Annotated in this window: 15 protein-coding genes; 5 read left to right on the forward strand and 10 right to left on the reverse strand. The window is 41.7% G+C overall.

What is annotated here, in order from left to right:
• Window positions 1-510 precede the first annotated feature (510 nt).
• The 3 genes from POV27_RS19040 to POV27_RS19050 all read left to right on the forward strand — a co-directional run bounded on the left by POV27_RS19040 (window position 511) and on the right by POV27_RS19050 (window position 4,090).
• Window positions 511-2,052, forward strand: a complete 1,542-nt coding sequence (locus POV27_RS19040; RefSeq protein WP_272864387.1) for a hypothetical protein — start codon at window positions 511-513, stop codon at window positions 2,050-2,052.
• Window positions 2,053-2,286: 234 nt separating this feature from the next.
• Complete coding sequence (locus tag POV27_RS19045; protein ID WP_272864388.1) at window positions 2,287-3,141, forward strand: helix-turn-helix domain-containing protein; 855 nt, start codon at window positions 2,287-2,289, stop codon at window positions 3,139-3,141.
• A 103-nt stretch (window positions 3,142-3,244) separates the two neighbouring features.
• Window positions 3,245-4,090, forward strand: coding sequence for an NAD(P)H-binding protein (locus tag POV27_RS19050; RefSeq protein WP_272864389.1), 846 nt, complete (start codon window positions 3,245-3,247; stop codon window positions 4,088-4,090).
• Window positions 4,091-4,140: 50 nt separating this feature from the next.
• Here the strand turns inward: POV27_RS19050 and POV27_RS19055 are convergent, their stop codons facing one another.
• Genes POV27_RS19055 through POV27_RS19075 form a run of 5 tightly spaced genes read right to left on the reverse strand, consistent with a single transcriptional unit; the run spans window position 4,141 to window position 11,842 of the window.
• Window positions 4,141-6,270 carry a chitobiase/beta-hexosaminidase C-terminal domain-containing protein gene (locus POV27_RS19055; protein WP_272864390.1) on the reverse strand — a complete coding sequence of 710 codons (2,130 nt, stop codon included), beginning with the start codon at window positions 6,268-6,270 and terminating at the stop codon, window positions 4,141-4,143.
• Window positions 6,270-7,055, reverse strand: coding sequence for a chitobiase/beta-hexosaminidase C-terminal domain-containing protein (locus POV27_RS19060; RefSeq protein ID WP_272864391.1), 786 nt, complete (start codon window positions 7,053-7,055; stop codon window positions 6,270-6,272). The genes POV27_RS19055 and POV27_RS19060 overlap by 1 nt, the downstream gene beginning before the upstream one ends.
• Window positions 7,052-8,095 (reverse strand): NHL repeat-containing protein, encoded by a 1,044-nt coding sequence (locus tag POV27_RS19065; protein ID WP_272864392.1) that lies wholly within the window; start codon window positions 8,093-8,095, stop codon window positions 7,052-7,054. The genes POV27_RS19060 and POV27_RS19065 overlap by 4 nt, the downstream gene beginning before the upstream one ends.
• On the reverse strand, window positions 8,096-9,553 hold the full coding sequence (locus POV27_RS19070) for a DUF1501 domain-containing protein (protein WP_272864393.1): 1,458 nt from the start codon (window positions 9,551-9,553) through the stop codon (window positions 8,096-8,098). It lies immediately after the preceding gene.
• A 3-nt stretch (window positions 9,554-9,556) separates the two neighbouring features.
• On the reverse strand, window positions 9,557-11,842 hold the full coding sequence (locus tag POV27_RS19075) for a PSD1 and planctomycete cytochrome C domain-containing protein (protein ID WP_419179958.1): 2,286 nt from the start codon (window positions 11,840-11,842) through the stop codon (window positions 9,557-9,559).
• A gap of 345 nt (window positions 11,843-12,187) precedes the next feature.
• Here POV27_RS19075 and POV27_RS19080 point away from each other — a divergent pair, with 345 nt between their 5' ends.
• Together POV27_RS19080 and POV27_RS19085 are read left to right on the forward strand one after the other, a co-directional pair.
• Window positions 12,188-12,646 carry a (2Fe-2S)-binding protein gene (locus POV27_RS19080; protein ID WP_272864395.1) on the forward strand — a complete coding sequence of 153 codons (459 nt, stop codon included), beginning with the start codon at window positions 12,188-12,190 and terminating at the stop codon, window positions 12,644-12,646.
• Between the two features lie 12 nt (window positions 12,647-12,658).
• Window positions 12,659-14,824, forward strand: a complete 2,166-nt coding sequence (locus POV27_RS19085) for a xanthine dehydrogenase family protein molybdopterin-binding subunit (protein WP_272864396.1) — start codon at window positions 12,659-12,661, stop codon at window positions 14,822-14,824.
• 4 nt (window positions 14,825-14,828) lie between these two features.
• On the opposite strand, the gene POV27_RS19090 is transcribed toward POV27_RS19085, so the two are convergent.
• The 5 genes from POV27_RS19090 to POV27_RS19110 form a co-directional block, all read right to left on the reverse strand.
• A complete protein-coding gene (locus POV27_RS19090; RefSeq protein WP_272864397.1) occupies window positions 14,829-15,425 on the reverse strand; it encodes a nucleotidyltransferase family protein in 597 nt (198 codons plus the stop codon).
• A 2-nt stretch (window positions 15,426-15,427) separates the two neighbouring features.
• Window positions 15,428-16,510 (reverse strand): XdhC family protein, encoded by a 1,083-nt coding sequence (locus tag POV27_RS19095; protein ID WP_336375850.1) that lies wholly within the window; start codon window positions 16,508-16,510, stop codon window positions 15,428-15,430.
• A 64-nt stretch (window positions 16,511-16,574) separates the two neighbouring features.
• Window positions 16,575-17,543, reverse strand: a complete 969-nt coding sequence (locus tag POV27_RS19100; RefSeq protein ID WP_272864398.1) for a polyprenyl synthetase family protein — start codon at window positions 17,541-17,543, stop codon at window positions 16,575-16,577.
• Between the two features lie 69 nt (window positions 17,544-17,612).
• Window positions 17,613-17,756: a hypothetical protein gene (locus POV27_RS19105; protein WP_272864399.1), complete on the reverse strand. Its 144-nt coding sequence runs from the start codon at window positions 17,754-17,756 to the stop codon at window positions 17,613-17,615.
• Between the two features lie 598 nt (window positions 17,757-18,354).
• Entirely contained in the window at window positions 18,355-18,912 is a 558-nt protein-coding gene (locus POV27_RS19110) for a winged helix-turn-helix domain-containing protein (RefSeq protein WP_272864400.1), read from the reverse strand.
• Between the last annotated feature and the right edge of the window lie 31 nt (window positions 18,913-18,943).

An 18,943-nucleotide genomic window follows, 5' to 3' on the forward strand; every position in this document is an offset into this window, starting at 1 on the left:
TGAACAGCAAACCTATTGATTGTCAATTATTTAAAAAATGATGAAAATCATATGAGGCCTTGGGATGCCCTAGTTGATGTGGATTAATCTGTAATAGGTATATCGAATATAGTGGTATCCCAGATCCAAGGCCATTAATCCGATTGGATTACATATAATTACGAGGGGAGGACGCCTAATTCGATAATCGATGAACACCTTGAAAAGGTTAATCGACTAATTTTGTATAAGGGCTATAATTGGGGTTACATGGTAATTTTGCTATGCACTTCAAGGGTTTTATCAATACTTGCTGTAGCCAATTGAAGTTTGAAGTCATCTAAATAGAGACAGTCGTTATTCTATTCGAATTCATTACCTTTAAATTAACTCCCCTTAATTAATTATTAAATTATCCAGACACGTTTAGCGACTTAAAGTCCTAATCATATTGAGGAATCTCCATTTCGATTTTCTAAAGGCAAAACAGAATATTTGTACGAGAATTTGAGGGTTTATTAAATTAGATAGATGAAACAAGAAGAATTGTTAGAAATTATCCAGGGTGACGGTAATTCCATAAGGATGGAGCTTTCAAAGTATTACCGTATAAAAGACGATGTTGAACGTATTGTCATTGAAGGTGTTGATTTTGAAGAAGATATTCTTATTAGTTCATTGTCAAAGAAAGTCTCATTATCGGTAAAATTCGATTTATGCAATTTTAAAGGGCATTTTAGGTTAAGTGGAGTTGTTTTCAATAATAAGTTGATCTTTTCTAGGTGTTTATTTGCTAATGGAATAGATATTAATGGTCAATTTGATGAGATTTTTATAAACAATTCAGTAGTCCCAAAAAATGGCATACGTTTTAATGGTGGTAAATATGATCAGATTTATATTGATTCAAATGATGATATATCGTTGATCAAAGTAAATCAAGGAGTATTCAATGAATTAATTATAACGGGGTGGAAAATTAAAAACATTTTGTTTGGCGGTTATAGGGTTTATATAAATCTCCTTAGCTTAGATCTAGAAGAGGCAAAATCAAATATTGCGATACACAATGTTGTCGCAAATTATTTATTTGTAAGTGGTTCTTATATGGAAGGAACCCGAGTTTCTATTAGTAGATCAATGTTTAATAGTATTAATTTAAATTCCTTAACCAATGAAGGCAAGATAGAATTCAATAATATTCAGATTTATGGCACCAAGGAGATTGATTTCGGGAATATCGATATTCATGAAATAATGAGAAATATAAATTTGAAGAAATCCGAAATAGAATTTATTCATAATGAATCAAGGAGATTGACAGGATTGAATATGATTGGTTCTCAGATGCTTCCTTTATTACTGAAACATTACCCTGATAAACTTATCAAAATTTTACCAAACAATTTTAGTGACTCAACTCTCGAATTAAATAATGCCGAAATAGGCAACATGAGCTTCAAGAACATGGAGCTTCAAAACTTTTCAAGTGTAAGAGTTATAAATACCGAACTTACAAGTTTGAGCACCTTCAACGCTCCCTTCCCAATCCATAAAATAAAAGGGAATAACCGTTCGCTTTATGAGATATTTAATAATCTTTATTCAATAGCCCAAAAGAAAAATAATAAAAGAGAGCAAATTGAATATTATAAAGCAAGCCAAACGGCGCTTTTTAAACACTTGATGGAAGAAAAGTGGTATAGAAATATTCCCTCCATCTTTAGTTTAGGGGTCTCCAAGATTTATAGCGACCATGGTACCAAATGGCATAGATCAATGCTCTTAACGACTCCGATATTAGCTGGTATATTTTTTTCTCTGATGATCCTTCTAACTAATTACGATATTGAAATTTCAAAAGAAGGGTTAGATAAATTCAAGGAGATTTCTGTTTACTATTTGCAATTTCTTAACCCCACACACAAATTAAGTTTTATGGATAATAAAATAGATTCCTATATATACTCATCGAACTTCTTCTTTGTCCTTTTCGATTTCCTTGGTAGAATATTTGTAGCCATTGGTATATATGAAACAATTAGATCTTTCAGGAAATTCGTTAGGAAATAACAATAATATATTTCAGTAACTTTTAGCTTAACTCCTCTTTCGCTGGTTGTCTTTTGACCCAGATGGGTATTAAATATTTCATTAGGAAAGTACTGCGGCCAGAAGATCCCAGATCGAGATTTTCTTATGTTCACATTGTGGTTCCCGAGGATTAGAAAATCTGGAAATTGATAGAAGGATTTTTCGTTGTCAAGCTCCAAATAACCCATCTTATCCTTACCTTTATATCACCCTATGACCCGCGATTTTATTCATATCAATGACTTTATTATTCTAGTGGAAGAAGGCAACTCCAATACGGTCGAGGTGGACGCCTGTCGTTTCGAGGAACCACTTATCGCCGTGGCATTCTATGGTTCGGGGAATGTGGATCTGGACGTGAAATACGGCTCCAATAAGAAGGCTTTCAATCATACCAAAGGACTGGCACTTTCCTTTTATGCCGATGATCAAGTGGAGTTTGTGCATACCATTTCTCCCGATAAACCCTTAGAATGCATTGTGGTAGCCACCGCTTTGCGGAATTTGGATCAACTACCCAACCAAGATGGGGAGATCTTTATGGAAATGCTACAAGAGCTGGTCAATCCCAAAGATCATTATGTGGAAGGTCCCAGTTTTTTCATGACGCCCGAAATGGAACGAATTGTAGATGCCATCTTTTCCAATCAATACGAAGGCAAAACCAAAATGATGTTCTTCCGGAGTCAGATCACGGCCTTGCTCTCCCATTTTTTCGGACAGTTGGCCCTCATGCAAGAAAGGGCTTCCAAACCCGATTATCGGGATCAATTGAATGAGGTTCGGGAAATTCTATTGTCCCGATTGGACAATCCTCCTTCGCTATCTGAACTTTCCCTTCAAATTGGATTGAACACCACCAAGCTCAAAAAAGAATTCAAGGAAGTATTTGGTGTACCTGTATTCAAGTACCTTCAAAACGAACGTCTTTCTTCGGCCCATGCACTCATTAGCGAGAAGAGGGCCACCGTTCAGGAAGCTGCTTGGCAAGTGGGGTATGATAGCCTAAGTTCCTTCTCCAATGCCTTTGCCAAAAAATACGGCTATAGGCCCAGTCAAATCCGATAGCGCACTTTTCGAACAAATCAAACTTCTTTTCGAATAAATCATTCGATGGCTTTCTGCTGAATTTTGCTTCAGAAACAAATAGTAATCTTTAAAACGAACAGAAATGAAAGCAGAAAACATCTTAGTTATTGGAGGAACCGGAAAAACAGGAAGAAAAATTGTAAATCAACTGGAGCAAATGGGACACAATGTCCGAATAGGTTCAAGGTCGGCAACGCCTGCCTTCGATTGGCACCAACCCGAACAATGGGCAACGGCCTTGGAAGGAATGGAAAAAGTATACATTACCTATCAGCCAGACCTAGCTGTACCGGGAGCCTTGGAAGCCATTGAACGATTAGTGAAAGAAGCAAAAAAAGCTTCTGTAAAGAAATTGGTGCTTTTATCCGGAAAAGGAGAACGTGAAGCCGAATTGTGTGAGCAAGTGATCATTCACTCAGGATTGGACTACACTATTGTACGTGCCAGTTGGTTCAATCAGAATTTTAGTGAAAGCTTTATGTTGGAACCCATTCTCGATGGATTTGTAGCATTGCCACAAGCAGAGGTACAGGTTCCCTTTGTAGATACAGATGATATTGCAGAAGTTGCGGTGAAGGTCCTGTTAGATGCTACACATAACGGACAGATCTATCAACTCACTGGTCCTCGTACATTGAACTTTAAACAGGCTATTGAAACGGTTGCCCAAGCGATTGACAGGCCGATCACTTTTGTGCCTATCACAGTAGAAGAATACGGCCAAGGAATGCGACAGGCTAACTTGCCAGAGGACTTCATTTGGCTCATCGAGTATTTGTTTACGGAAGTATTGGGGAATCCGAACAATTCAGAAATCACCAACGATGTGGAGAAGGTACTCGGTAGAAAGCCCACCGACTTTTCGGACTATGTTCGAAGAACAGCGGCTACCGGAGTATGGGACGTTGCTGTAAAACAATCCATCTAAACCATCAACCATTGAGGCGGTTCTTTGGACCGCCTTTTTTTGTCATAGAATTACCAAAAATAGATTTCATCCACAAACACCCAGGCAGGATTACCGGCACTGGGATGCCAGTCCGGTAGTTTGTCATGGTTTTTAATTTCAATTCTGAAGTAGCGCGCCTTGGTTTCAGGGATGTCCAAGGTCACTTTTTTAATGGCTGGTTCTGGACTTTCTCCTTCCCGAGCAATGGCTACTTCCCCCAATTTTCTGAAGTTACCCGTTGGACTATTGGAGGCATAGACCGTAAACCTTTTGGGAAATAAAATCCAACTGCCCACATCTTCCAAACAATTGAAGGAAATATGATCCACCATTTTCGAAGCTCCCAAATCGAGGGTGGCGTTCACATCATAACCAAAATAACCTGTCCATTTCTCGTCCCTAAACGAAAGGGTGCCTTCTTCCATGTCGAACAGCTTTTCGGCAGGTGCATAACGCTCATCGGGCCGTTTGCTCATCGTATAATTAGGAACTGTGTGCAGTATCTTGGTGTAATCCTGAGCGATGATCTCGCTGGGTAGCCATCCTTTTTTAAAGGTGGCTACTTTCAGGGTTTTGGAGCGGTCCAGCATGATTTTTTCATCGTATACATTCGAAGTGGAATCGGGAGTCTCGCCATTTAGGGTATAGCGTATATCCACCCCTTTTAATTTACTTTCAATTTCTACGGAAAGCGTATCGGTAAAAAAGATACTCCGAGCAGCTAGGGTAGGGGGCTTCAGGTTACCGATGGCCACAAAGCCGTCCTGAATGTTATTATGAATGGTTACGTTATGATCGGTGGCCATTTTATAGGCAAAATCCCGATCTACGTGAGTTTGCCAGGTGTAAATTTGTTGGGGTTGAATGGTCCCAAGCAAGGCTTCCAGTCCCTTATTGGTAATATTGGTGTTGTAGATATTCAATACCTCCAATTGCTTCAGGTTTTTGAAGTTTTTTACCGAAGCATCGGTAATGCTATCACTGTTCAGCCGTAGTGTTTTTAGGTTTTGGAACTTTCGGAATACCTGTGTCATGGGGTCGGTAATCGGGCTGGCTCCAAAATCCAACTCCACGATTTGTTCTTTTAGGTTCGAAAGTAGATCGATGGTTTCTTGTGAGGGAAGGGTATCGATGTATTTTATGTTCAAGGCAGCTTCTCCAGGGACAATTTCCAAGACTCTAAAACCTGCGGCCTGAATTTCTTCAATATCGCTTTTGGAAGCTTTTGGGATTTCAATTTTGTTGAAGACCAAATACTTTGAAAGCAATTTTTCTAACGTATCGTTTTCAGTGGGATTCACCACATAGTTTTTGAAATCCAAGCCATGGTCTATCCAATGCTTTATCAACCATATTTCGTCCTTGGTCAATTGTTCTTTGCCTTCGGGTGGCATGTGGTCCTCATGGTGAATGGGCAGTAACAACTGTTGATAGAGCAAGCTTTCTTCGGCATTACCTTTTAGAAAAATAGTACCCGTTTCCCCGCCTTTTAACATGGCTGCTTCAGAAGTGAGCGACAATTCTCCTTTCATTTTGGTGGCATTGTGGCATTGCAAACACTTATCATTGAAAATCTTTGCCACCACATCATCGTATATTTTTAGACTGTCGACCATCTCTATGGTCCGTTCCTTCTTAGCAGCTCCAGCATATTCGAATAAAAACTGATCGCCATGGGTGAGCACGCTTCCGAAATGTCCAGCAACACTGATACTGATTATGGAAATGATGAATAAGATTAAAAAGGACTTTTCCGAGTGAAAGGATGCTTTCAAACTTCGGAAGAAAAGAACTGCTGTAAGCAATGCCGTGAGTATTCCGGTATATAAGTGCCAATCCAAGGTGTTCTCCTCATAACCACCTTCTAAGGACAGAAAATACCCCAAGAAGCAGGTGATAATGGCAAAAAAGGTGGTGAAACCCAAGATGTTCTTAATAGCGGCTGAAGGGTAGTTCTTTTGTATCCGCCCTAATATGTCAAGGAAGAAGGCCAAAACCAGTGCACCAATAGGAAGGTGCAAAAGTAGGGGATGGAACCTACCCAAAAACAGAATGAATCTTGGGGGTTCATCGGCTTGTAAAGCAAACAAGGCGGCAAGCACGAAAAGACCGAGAATCCCGATTAAAATGCGTTTGTATAGTGTGCCTTTTCCTTTCATTAATTAAAAATCCATTCGTCCATAAATAACCATGCTTTATTCCCCTTTCCCGGATGCCATTCGGGAAGTTGGGCGGTAGGGTACAGCTGTATTTTGATGGATGAAACTTCTTGATTGATAGAAATTCCAATATCGCGTAGGCCCGCGGGATCAGTTTCCGATGCCAAAGGAATATCCATGGTAATGGTGTCTTTTTCATTTATAGAGACCATCACCTTTTCTGGAGGAAAAATCCATGATTTGGTATCAAACAGATAGCTTACAGTCATTTTTTTTATAAATGGTTTGTTTTCAAAATAAGCTGTGGCACTCGCTATGGTATCGAATCCTACCCATTGTTTGTCGCGAAAACTTAAAGATGCTTTTGTATTGTTTACCAACGTGCCCGTACCCATTCCAGGATATTGTGCATTGGCTTGGGTTTGCCATGCTGTTCGGGTAGGGATATGTCCTTTTTCATATACGGTTATTGAGGCAGTTTCACTGGGCTTCCAGTGAGGATGAAATGCACGGAAACTATAGGTTCCCGGGTGATCCGTAACAATAGGCGCGTAATATAAAGAAGATGCCATCGTCGGTTCCGAACCATCGGATGTATACCGCAGTTCAACACCTTCCATACGTAAATCGGCTGTGATGGTCACGGTAGAATCGATCATCTGATTGGTGGTTTGAATGCGGGGTTGTGTCAAGGGAATGGCTTGCTCCTGCACAAAAGTTGATTCCTTTTTTTCGGAACAGCCTAGGCAAGCCACAAGCAAGGAAAAAATCAGTGCTGTTCTCATACTCGTACCAGTTTTATAGGATAGGTCTGTCCCGAATTCCATTGGGCCACATACATGTTTTCGTCATTATCGATACATACATCATGGGGATGCCTGAAGAGTCGAATGGTTTGATACAGTTCCTGAAGTTCATTTCCCTCGTACGAAGGTCCTGTGGCACCGGGGCAGGAGACCACTTCGTTGTTTTCGTTCATAATCAGGATGAATCCCGAGTCTGACTGTGCAGCACTTTTCGAACGCAACACGGCAAAGTAAATATCATTTTTGTGAATTACTGGACGGCAAATCAAAGCACCGGGCACCGCTATGGATTCTAAAAATTCCCCATTCAAACTAAATCGTTTCAAGACATTCATTTCTCTTGCTGAAACCAATAACGAAGGGTTGTTGGAATCCCTGTTGTCATAACAGATTCCGTGAGCGTTCAGGAATTGTCCATTATCCGTTCCCCTTCCACCGAAATAATTCAACAGTTCCCCTTTATGGTTGTAATGAAGAATGTGCTGATTTCCATAGCCGTCGGCCACATAAATATCGCCATTTTCCGTAACGGTGGTTTCTGTGGGTTTAAATTCTTCTTTGGTCTTGTATTTACCCGTTTCTTCAGGGTAATCAATTGTCATTACCACTTTGCCATCTATGGTGGTTTTAATGATCTGATGACGTTCATAATCCGAAATCAATAAGAAATCGGTACCATTTTCCTTAACCAATGTCAATCCATGCGCTCCGGGATATTCTGTACCCCATGTTTCCAATAACTTTCCAGATTTGTCATACACGATGACATTGTTCTTGGTGTGATTGGTCAACAAAACGATGCGCCCTTTGGAATCCTGTGCCATCTCATGGCAATCCTGAACGGGTGTTTGCAATGGATCTAGATTTCCCCAGTTAAGATCTACCTTATAACGATGCGAATTGTGTCCTATTATGACATCATTGGAAGCACTAAGGGAAAAGGCACGGCTGTAGGCAGGATAGGTTAACAAACCCATGGCCAGATACGAAGATTGTTTCAGAAATTTTCTACGGCTCATTTAGGTTAGGATATCATGAACAACATGGCCGGAAACATCGGTCAAACGGTACCTTCTTCCTTGGTGTTTAAATGTAAACTTGGTGTGATCTATTCCCATAAGGTGCATCATGGTAGCTTGTAAGTCATGCACATGCACGGGATCTTTTTGAATGTTGTACCCGAAGTCGTCCGTCTCACCATACGAAAAGCCGGGTTTTACGCCGCCGCCAGCCATAAACATAGTAAAGCATTTAGGATGATGATCCCTTCCGTAATTCGTTTTCGTCAAAGTTCCTTGGCTGTAATTGGTACGCCCAAATTCTCCTCCCCAAACAACCAAGGTGTCTTCCAACAATCCACGTTGTTTCAGGTCTAAGATCAAAGCGGCCGTAGCTTGATCAATGTCTTTGGCTTGCTTTTCTATTTGGGTAGGTAAGTTTTCGTGCTGATCCCAACCCATATGATACAATTGAATAAACCGAACATCCTGTTCCGCCAATCGGCGGGCCAATAGACAATTAGCCGCATAGGTGCCAGGAATCGCGGCATCCGCACCATACATTTGCAGGATATAATCGGGTTCGTCTTCAATATTCATGGTAGTGGGTACCGATGTTTGCATGCGGTAGGCCATTTCGTATTGGGCAATTCTACTATTTATTTCTGGGTCGCCAAATTCTTGTTCCTGTTTGGCATTCAGTTCGCTTATATGATCCAACATCTTCCTTCTTTCCGCACGCGTCATGCCTTCGGGATCCTTAAGATAGAGCACGGGGTCCTTCCCAGATCTGAATTGCACCCCTTGGTGTAGGGAACTTAGGAAGCCATTCCCCCAAAGTCGGGAATATAGGGGCTGAGCCATAATCCTGCCCGTACCACGGGATAACAAGACCGTAAAAGTGGGTAAGTTTTCATTGAGACTTCCCAAGCCATAGCTCATCCAAGAACCGATACTAGGTCTTCCCGCCTGTTGCGAACCGGTCTGGAAAAAGGTGATGGCGGGATCGTGATTAATCGCCTCAGTATGCATGGACTTTATAAAGCATAATTCATCCACGATTTTTGCGGTGTAAGGCATTAATTCACTCACCCATGCCCGGGATTCTCCATATTGATCGAATTTGTAGCTGCTTCCCACCAAAGGAAAACGATCCTGTCCGGAGGTCATTCCCGTCAAGCGCTGACCTTTCCTCACAGAATCGGGCAAATCCTCACCGCGAAGCTTGTGGAGTAAGGGTTTATAGTCGAATAGTTCTAATTGTGAGGGTCCTCCACTTTGGAAAAGATAAATAACCCGTTTCGCTTTGGGGGCGAAGTGAGGCAAGTTCATCCCAGCCAAAGGAGAGCCTTGAGCCTCCACTATTGAGGAAAAAGGATCTAACATAGAGGCAACTGCCAGTCCACCAATACCCAGGCCCAATTTCTTCAAGAAATGCCGTCGGTTATTGTTTAGGAAATGGTTGGTGATCTCTTCCATAGGTTATCCTTTTACAATGGCTTCATCCAAATTAAAAATAAGACTCGTAAGCCTACTAAAGGCCTGTGTTTTTTTATCCAGTTCGGTCATCACCTCATTTGTATCATCATCTTCGGCTAGTTCATTATAGCCTTGTATTTCTTCATCTAGAAACTGCATTAAATTTTCAATCTCTCCTTCATTGGGTCTTCGGGAGGTAATCATCCTAAAAATGGTCGCGATCCGCTCCTCATCTGAAAGGGTTTCGTTGGCTATCACTTTCTGGGCCAAGGTTTCTGCAGCTTTCAATAATTGTGGATCATTCAGCATGACAAGGGCTTGCAAGGGCGTACTTGTCTTCTGTCTTTTCACTTCGCAAAAGTCACGGGTAGCTGCATCGAAGGTGAGCATGGAAGGTGGTGGTACCGTTCTTTTCCAAAAGGTGTAGAGGCTTCGGCGGTATAGGTTCTCACCAGAATCCATAATGTATTTGGTAAGACCTTGTCCCGATGTGGTCTCTGCCCAAAGGCCTTCAGGTTGATGCGGCTTAACGCTGGGCCCGCCAATTTTGTCAACCAACAATCCGCTTACCAAAAGTGCATTGTCACGAATCATTTCGGCGGTCAATTTTTCACGGGAACTTCGGGCCAACCATTGGTTGTAAGGATCAATTTCTAGTAACTCAGGAGTGGTTTTCGAAGTTTGTTGGTAGGTATTGGACATGACCATGCGTTTTACCATTTTCTTCATATCCCATCCTTCTTCCCGAAAGGTAATGGCCAACCAATCCAACAATTCAGGATGGGTGGGTAGGGCGCCTTGATTTCCGAAATCTGAACTGGTAGAAACAATCCCTGTCCCGAAGATTTGTTGCCAAATCCGGTTCACTGCTACTCTTGCTGTCAGTGTATTTTTTTCATCGAACAACCAGTTTGCTAATCCCAATCTATTGGCTTCGTACTGTCTGGTGAAGGGCAATACCGACTCCGGTGTGCCCAATTGCACTTCTTCTCCAGGCTTATCGTAAGCACCTCTTTCCAGAATGAATGTTTTTCGGGTAGGAGCGTCGTCTTTCATCACCATCAATTTTACTTCTGGAATGCTGTCCGGCATATTTATAAAAGTGAGCACTTCTTCAATCTCTTTGGGTGTAATCGTAACATTTGGCTCGGGTATTTCACCATATTCAATACGCCCTTTTTCATTCACCTTGTTGAAGAATCCAAAGAACTCGAAATATTCTTTTTGTGAAATGGGGTCGTATTTGTGGTCATGGCATTGGGCACATTCCATGGTAAGGCCCAACAAGGACTTAGAAACCGTATTGGTTCGGTCCAGTACATATTCCACACGGTATTCCTCGTCGATGACACCGCCTTCTTGAGTGATTTTATGATTTCGGTTGAAGCCCGTTGCTACAATTTGTTCCAAGGTGGCATTAGGCAATAAGTCTCCAGCCAATTGCCATTTTACGAATTCATCATAGGGAATATTTCTATTGAAGGCACTAATCACCCAATCCCGCCAAGGCCACATGACACGCTCCAAATCATCCTGATAGCCATGTGTGTCTGAGTATCTAGCAATATCCAACCAACTGGCGGCCATGTGTTCCCCGTAGCTTGGGGAATTCAATAGTTTGTCGACTACTTTTTCGAAGGCATTTGCATCTGAATCTTGCAAAAAGGCATCTATGGCTGCTAGGCTTGGAGGCAATCCGGTGAGGTCGAAATGCACCCGTCGGATAAGTTTTTCCTTACTAGCCCTTACGGAAGGATTCAAGCCTTTTTCTTCTAATTTCTGAATAACGAAATGATCAATTTCATTTGCTGCAAGCTGATTGTTAGCAATTTCAGGCACTTCCTTTTTTTCCGGAGCGACAAAAGCCCAATGGTCTTTCCACTCGGCTCCCTGTGCGATCCATTGGGTCAGGACTTTTCGTTCATACTCACTTAGGCTGAGGTTAGAATCCTCTGGCGGCATTTTCTTTTCAGTATCAATATTGTTGATGCGCAACACCAATTGACTGGCAAGCGTATCGCCAGGTACTATGGCAAATCTATCCCTATCTTCACCTAAGGCGGCAAAGGCATCTTCCTTAATGTCAAAACGCAAGCCTGCCTCCCGAGTGCCTTCGTCGGGACCATGGCATAGATAACATCGATCGGAAAGGATGGGTTTTACATCGAAGATGTAATCCACAGTTTCAGGAACTTCTTTGGTGTTTGCCACTCCAAGAGCATTCTCTTCTTTTGGGACATAACTGTCTTTGCTGTCTCGGGTTACGTATTTATACGCCAAGACAAGCACAAAAGGTATTACGAAGTATAATACCCATGAAAAGGGGCTATTTGGGCTCTTTTTTGCCACTATTCGGTAATGCTATACAGTTATGGAGTGAGTTACACTCTTATTCATTTTGGATGTCCTGCTAATTTATGAATATATTGATTTAGAATGCAATAGATACCCCTAGTAAAAACTTACTAGAAACTTACCCCTCTTTGTAACCAATTAATTTTCAGTTTATCCGAATAAGGTTGGGTTTGTAGGTTTTTTCTAAAATTCTTATAAAATTCAATTCCAAACTGTTAAAAAAATGAGAAAGGCGCTCAATTTTGGCTAACTTGTAGGGGACTACTAAATCAATTTATTATGCCTAGCTTTTCTCTAAAAATTAATGGAAATACCGTTACTATAACGGCAGATGCCGATACCCCGTTACTTTGGGTACTGCGCGATGAACTCAATATGGTTGGGACCAAATATGGCTGCGGAATTGGCCAATGTGGAGCTTGCACCGTACATATTGATGGTACCGCCACTCGAAGCTGTTTGATCCCCGTTTCGGCCGTAGAAGGTAAAGTGACCACCATCGAAGGACTTTCTGAAGACGGTTCGCACCCTGTGCAAGAAGCCTGGAAGGAAATCGACGTACCGCAATGCGGGTACTGCCAATCGGGTCAGATCATGACCGCTGCTTCTTTCTTGAAGGAAAATCCAAATCCTTCACAAGCAGAAATACGCGAAGCCATGAACGGCAATATCTGCCGCTGTGCTTCCTATAATCGAATTGAAAAAGCCGTGGCTGTTGCCGCCCAAAAATCCAACTAATTACGAAGCACCATGGAAACTCAAAATACAACGTTTACCTTCAGTAGAAGAAACTTTTTAAGGACCACGGCGCTTGCCAGTGGAGGGATGCTCATAGGGTTCAATCTGTTTACGGCCTGTAAGTCGGAGGTTGAAATGCCCGTAGATATTGCCAGTTTAAATTTCAATGATTTTAATGCCTTCATTAAAATAGCCGACAACGGTATGGTAACCATCTTTTCTCCCAATCCTGAAATTGGACAGGGAGTAAAAACCTCCATGCCCATGATTATTGCCGAAGAGTTGGATGTGCCTTGGAAACACGTACACGTAGCCCAAGGAATTCTGGATAATAAAAATTACCAACGACAGGTAGCTGGGGGAAGTCAGTCCATCCGATTTGGATGGGACGCCCTGCGACAAACAGGAGCCACGGCTAGACAAATGCTTGTGAACGCTGCCGCTGCCCGATGGGGAGTGGATGCTTCTACCTGTACTGCATCCGAAGGGGTTATCACCAATGAGAAAGGCGAAACCTTAGGATATGGAGATGTGGTGAAAGAAGCTGCTGTGTTGGAAGTTCCCGAAGATGTAACCCTGAAAGATCCGAAAGACTATAAAATCATCGGTACCGATGCGGTGAATGTGGACATCGACAAAATCATCACTGGAAAACCACTCTTTGGGTTGGATTATAGAGCCGACGGAATGAAATATGCTGTCGTTATGCGACCACCTGCATTCGGAAAGAAATTGGTGAGTTTTGACGATACGGCTGCCAAAGCTGTTACGGGTGTAGAAGAAGTGGTTCGATTTGGAGATAAAGTAGCGGTATTGGCTACAAGCACTTGGGCTGCTATGAAAGGGAAGAAAGCCTTAACGGCAGAATGGGAAGATGATTCTGAATTGGAAAGCACCGAAGACCATGATAAGAAACTTACTGAAATCCTGGACGGAAATAAATTTGATGAAAGAAGGAACGATGGAAATGTAGATGTGGCTTTTGCGAATGCCGATAAGGTCATTGAACGTACCTATGAATCGCCATTTTTGCCTCACAACTGTATGGAACCTATGAATTTCTACGCAGATGTGAAGCCCGATAAGATACATTTGGTAGGTCCTATTCAGACACCTTCGGGAACAGCACGACGAGTAGCCGAGATGTTAGAAAGGAATGAAGATGAGGTCTATTTGGAAATGACCCGCATGGGAGGTGGCTTTGGAAGACGCCTGTATGGTGATTTCGTAATGGAAGCTGCCGAGATTTCCAGTCTTACCAGCAAACCAGTAAAAGTGGTTTACACACGTGAAGACGATATGGCAGCAGGAATCTATCGCCCCGCTATTAAATATAGAATAGCTGCTTCTTTAAAGGACGGAAAGATTACCGGATATCACCTAAAGGAAGCTGCGATCAACAGAAATATGTACGGATTAATTCCACACTTTTTCCCAGCAGGTTGTATTGAAAACTACAAAGTGGAAACTGGCAATTACCAAAGTAATATTACGGTAGGAGCGTGGCGCGCACCTTATACAAACTTCTTGGCTTTTGCGGAGCAGAGTTTCTTTGACGAACTGGCTACCGAATTGGGACAGGACCCTGTACAATTGCGTATCGATCTCCTTCAAAATGTGAAAGGAAACACAGACGAACGCATTGAGTATTCTGGAGAACGTATGGAAGAAACCATTAAGCTGGTTGCTGAGAAATCCAATTGGGGTAAGATGCCCGAAGGTGTATACCAAGGATTTGCTGCCTATTACAGCCATAATACGCACGTAGCGGAAGTAGCTGATATAGAAATGGATTCCTTCGGCAATCCAGTAGTGAAAAAGATAACAGTAGCTGTAGATTGTGGTATTGTTGTAAATCCTACCGGCGCCAAGAACCAAATTGAAGGTGGGGTAATCGACGGAATGGGTCACTCCATGTACAGTGATTTTGGCTTTGCCAATGGAGCACCGACAGCCACGAATTTTGATCGCTATCGACTCATCCGTATGACGGAAACACCTCAGGTAGAAACGTATTTTGTTGAAAATGGACTATCGCCCACCGGTTTGGGTGAACCAGGATTACCACCTGCAGGAGGTGCCATCGCCAACGCCATTAAGGCAGCAACAGGGGAACGTCTTACCCAACAACCCTTTGTGAAATACATGGGGAAAGAGGTGAAAGAAGTAGAAGGATAAATCCTTATTCGGAAGTTTTGAGTAAAAGCTTCTGATAGGATTCCATCGTATCAATATCAAAATAGGGTTCAGGCCATGAAAAGTCTGTAACCCTGTTTTTATGTTTTTGAATCACGGTTTTCGCACCCTCATCTGAAATGAGCTGTTGTAATTCAGGGAAAAACTCTGTGTTGAAAATGACCGGAACTCCCTTTACATGCTGATAGGCAGTTCGTGTGATATCATTCTTGCCTGATTGATGAAAATGCAATAGGCTTTTATAGAAATTCTTTTCCAGTAAAGGAAGATCACAAAGCGTAACCAAAACATGCTCAAAGGAAGGTTGCTTGGTGATTTCCTGTATGGCTTTAGCAAGGCTATTTCCCATTCCTTCCACCCAGTCTGGATTAAAAATTGTGATGACACCTGGAGTTGTAATTTCCCTTTCAACAAATTTTACATACGCCCCTAAAACCACAAATATTTGCGAAGAGGGTATTTCATCAAGTTGGTTTAGGGTGTGTTGGATTAGGGAGGTATTCTTATAGGCCAGAAGTTGTTTAGGACTGCCCAATCGGGAAGAACTCCCTGCTGCTAAGACGACTATCGCGGTATGTGACACGGTTAATGGATGCTTCCGGATTTGTCTTTTAAAGATACGGGTTTTTCATTTCGGAAAACGGAAAGGATTTCTGCCATAATGGAAATGGCGATCTCTTGAGCGGTTTCGGCACCGATATTGATGCCCGCCGGTCCGTGGATGGCTTCTAAAAAGACATCGCTCAAATCACCATATTTGTCTAGGAGCTCATTGAGAAGTCGTTCCCTTCTTTTGGCAGGCCCCAATAAGGCGATATAGGTAAGCTTTTTATCCCGTAAAGCCGATAAATACTTTAAATCCTTTACAAAACTATGGGCCATAAGGACTACTGCGGTTTGAGGATCGAAGGATAGTTGCCCGAATGCTTTTTCGTCAATGCCGAGGTAGGTCGATGCTCCAGGGAAATTCGATACGCTTTTAGGATCATCGGGTGGTGCAACTAAGGTAACTTCCCAACCAGCGGCAGCCGCAAATTTTGTGAGCTGCACTGCATCGTGTTCGCTTCCCACGATGATAAGGCGAAAAGCTTCCAATACTTTTTGTGTAAAAACTTCCAGTTCATCCACTTCAGAAAAAAGGGAAACCTTGAAGGATGTTTGGTTAGAGAAATTGAATTGACTTCCCCCACTAAATCTGTGTGTTTCTTCTTTGGAGAAATAACTATCGATGGAGAATGGGGTTCGCAGCTTTTTTTGTTCGTAAAAGGCTTCAAAGAAACCTTCCTCGGGCATAAAGGGTTCAATTAAAATGTAGAGAATACCCTCACAACCCAAACGTACACGACCATCGTACATCATGAGTTTAGGGCGGCCATCGGCAAAGACACTTTGCGCTTGCTTCAGCACTTCTTTTTCTACGCAGCCGCCGCTTACCGCACCGACCATTTTACCATCCTCCCGAACCAACATACGCACCCCCGGTCTTCGATAGGAAGAACCGTTAAGCGCTACAACTGAAACAAATGCGCTTTTCAGTCCCCTTTTTTGGGCTTCTCGGGCATTTTCTATGATTTCGTTCAGTTCGTGTAGCATATAAGTGAGGTGAATAAAAGTGAATTGATCTTCGTTACAGCGATTGAAAATACAAGCAATAACGGGAACTAGCAAACACTTTTAGAAAGGTTTTAGAAAACCCGTTGTACATTTTATATAAAGAAAGAAGGGATGAGTATTAAGCAATATCGATCAATTCCTCATAGGCGATAGGAATACCCAATCCATTAAATAGGGCCACGATTTTGTCCATGTATTGCTTTAAAAGAGCAGTTGCTTTTTCTTGGTATTCTATGGGTAGTTTTTCAATATCGGTAAGTGCTTCTTTGTAGATTTCAATCATTTTATAAATGCAAAAGCTTACGGCTCCGCTTTCTATAAGCATCTGCTGTAGTTGAAGGATAACTTCTTTTGTTTTGGGTTGGATGAGCAACTTTTTAAATGGTCCTTTACTGGGATAATCTGCATGTAAACAATACAGCAAAGCAATGTTTTTGAATGGTTGTTCCCAGTCGGGTCCATCGTCCACTTGGAGCAAATCGTGTAAATCGTCATTCACTTGAATCAATCGACCAACGGGTTTTCCCAGTTCGGATAGCTGCGTAGCCAATGTCACATCCGCTCCACCCAATAAGGCACCCACAAACAGGGAAGAGGAAAATAAGGGAGGCGTTTTTAAGTCCACAGCACGCCAATAGGCTTCCTCGCTTCCGTCCAGTTGAATGTCTTCATTCTGTCCATAGGCCGTATGTAACATCATTTCATGATGGTTCCGTAAGACGTTCAGTTGAGTATCTGCTGGAATCGATGCATTTAGTATCATGTCATCTCCCAAGGCTTGAAACACCAAGGCTAAGTTGGCTGCGGTTCCTTCTCCCACTTTTATATGCAGTCCTTTGGGGTCTTCGTCCAATAGATCGTCCACCAAATGAATGCTTTGCAAAAGACAGTAATTTGCAGCTGTTGCTGGTAACGAATCTTCCTCTTTACCACCTACAAGGGTGCAGGCCCAAGTGGCATAATCCCAAGATGCGAAATCTTCTCGAGGGGAAATTTTGTTGATAATTGTGGCTATTTCCGGCCATTTATTTACAATAGGATGGTTTAATAGGAGGTCTTTAATTTGGGAAACATCGATCTTTTTCATGGAAAAGGGTGGGTTCAAAGGAAGAAAAGCGAGCCTGAATCTAGTTAGACTCGCTATTTCATATCATTTTTATTCGTGCCAAACCGTCCAAGCTGCAAATTTTGCATGCTTTTTAAGCTGTTCGGTTTTTCTTTCTTTTAAATCGTAAAGTGCTTTAAGTACTTTTTGATCGTTATCGGTTAGCTTTTCCGAGAATTGATTAACTGTTGTCATAATTATAATTTTAAATTGAATAGGTGATTTGTGAATAGGAGCTACACTCCCCAAGGATCCCAATTGGCAAATTTTTGCTGTTTTTTGAATTCAGAAACTTTGTGTTTCCGTATTTCATTTAAAACTTTGAAAGCTCCTTCGGGTTTATTTTCGAGCGCTTTCGAGAAAAGATGAACTGTAATCATAGTGTTTTCTTTTTTTGAGATTAAACATGATATGATCTTAAAGTTAATCCTTATATCCTCGGATTTTTCGAATTACCCATAAAGGAATGGATTCATGAAGCCAAGCCTCATGATTTTGATATAAAGAGCAGCTTCGCTGTTCTAGTATCTACTTTCAGGGGTTAATTTGCCCACATATCCCAAGGGCTGAACCTTGAGTGTTTTTTAACTCGATGTATGGACTGTTCTTGAAGGTTTTTAAACGCGTCGAAAATAGCGTTCTCTTTTTGTACGGTTTGTTCTGAGAAATTTTGAATGGTCGTCATGGTTTGCTTTTTAATAGGATTAAATTTTCCTTTTGAAGAATACATGCTTTGGGGAAACCGTATAGCGGATAAGCAACTCTATTTCAATAAGGTTAGATAAAAATACTATTATTTTTTCAGTTCTACGAGGGTGTCATTAATAGTATCTATTTCATAGACTTTCAACTCCTCCGATCCTTCCAAAAATATAACCGTGTCTTTTGAAGTATCATATCTAAGTAATTCGGGACTTTCAGAGTTTTTGTGCTTTTGTACTATTGGGACAAGAATAATAGGTAGAATCAATACCAGAAGGGCAGCATACCAGAGCAAAAGTTTGTTTCTGTTTTCTTTGTTTTCTTTCTTTTCTGAAGAAGAAAGCACCAGCCGATATCCTTTTTTTGGGATGGTCTCTATGGCGATTACTTCATGAATGCCATTTTGTTTGAAAATTTCCCTGAGTTTATAAATGTTTCGTGTAAGTGCTTGTTCTCCTGTATAGGAATTACCACTCCAAATCTCTTCTATAAACTGTTCTTTAGATACAATAATTCCTTCTTTTTCCGCAAGGAGCTGAAGAATCTTCATAATCTGATTTTCTAACTTAACCAAACGCTCACCGTGTTTGGTTTTTAGCACCAGTTCGTTGGAGGATTCTCGTATTTCTATGGACTCTGTTAGTTTCATGTATCGGCCATTATATGCGCGAAAGGATAAA

This window comes from Aureisphaera galaxeae (assembly GCF_028561275.1).
GTDB classification, from domain to species: Bacteria; Bacteroidota; Bacteroidia; order Flavobacteriales; family Flavobacteriaceae; genus Aureisphaera; species Aureisphaera galaxeae.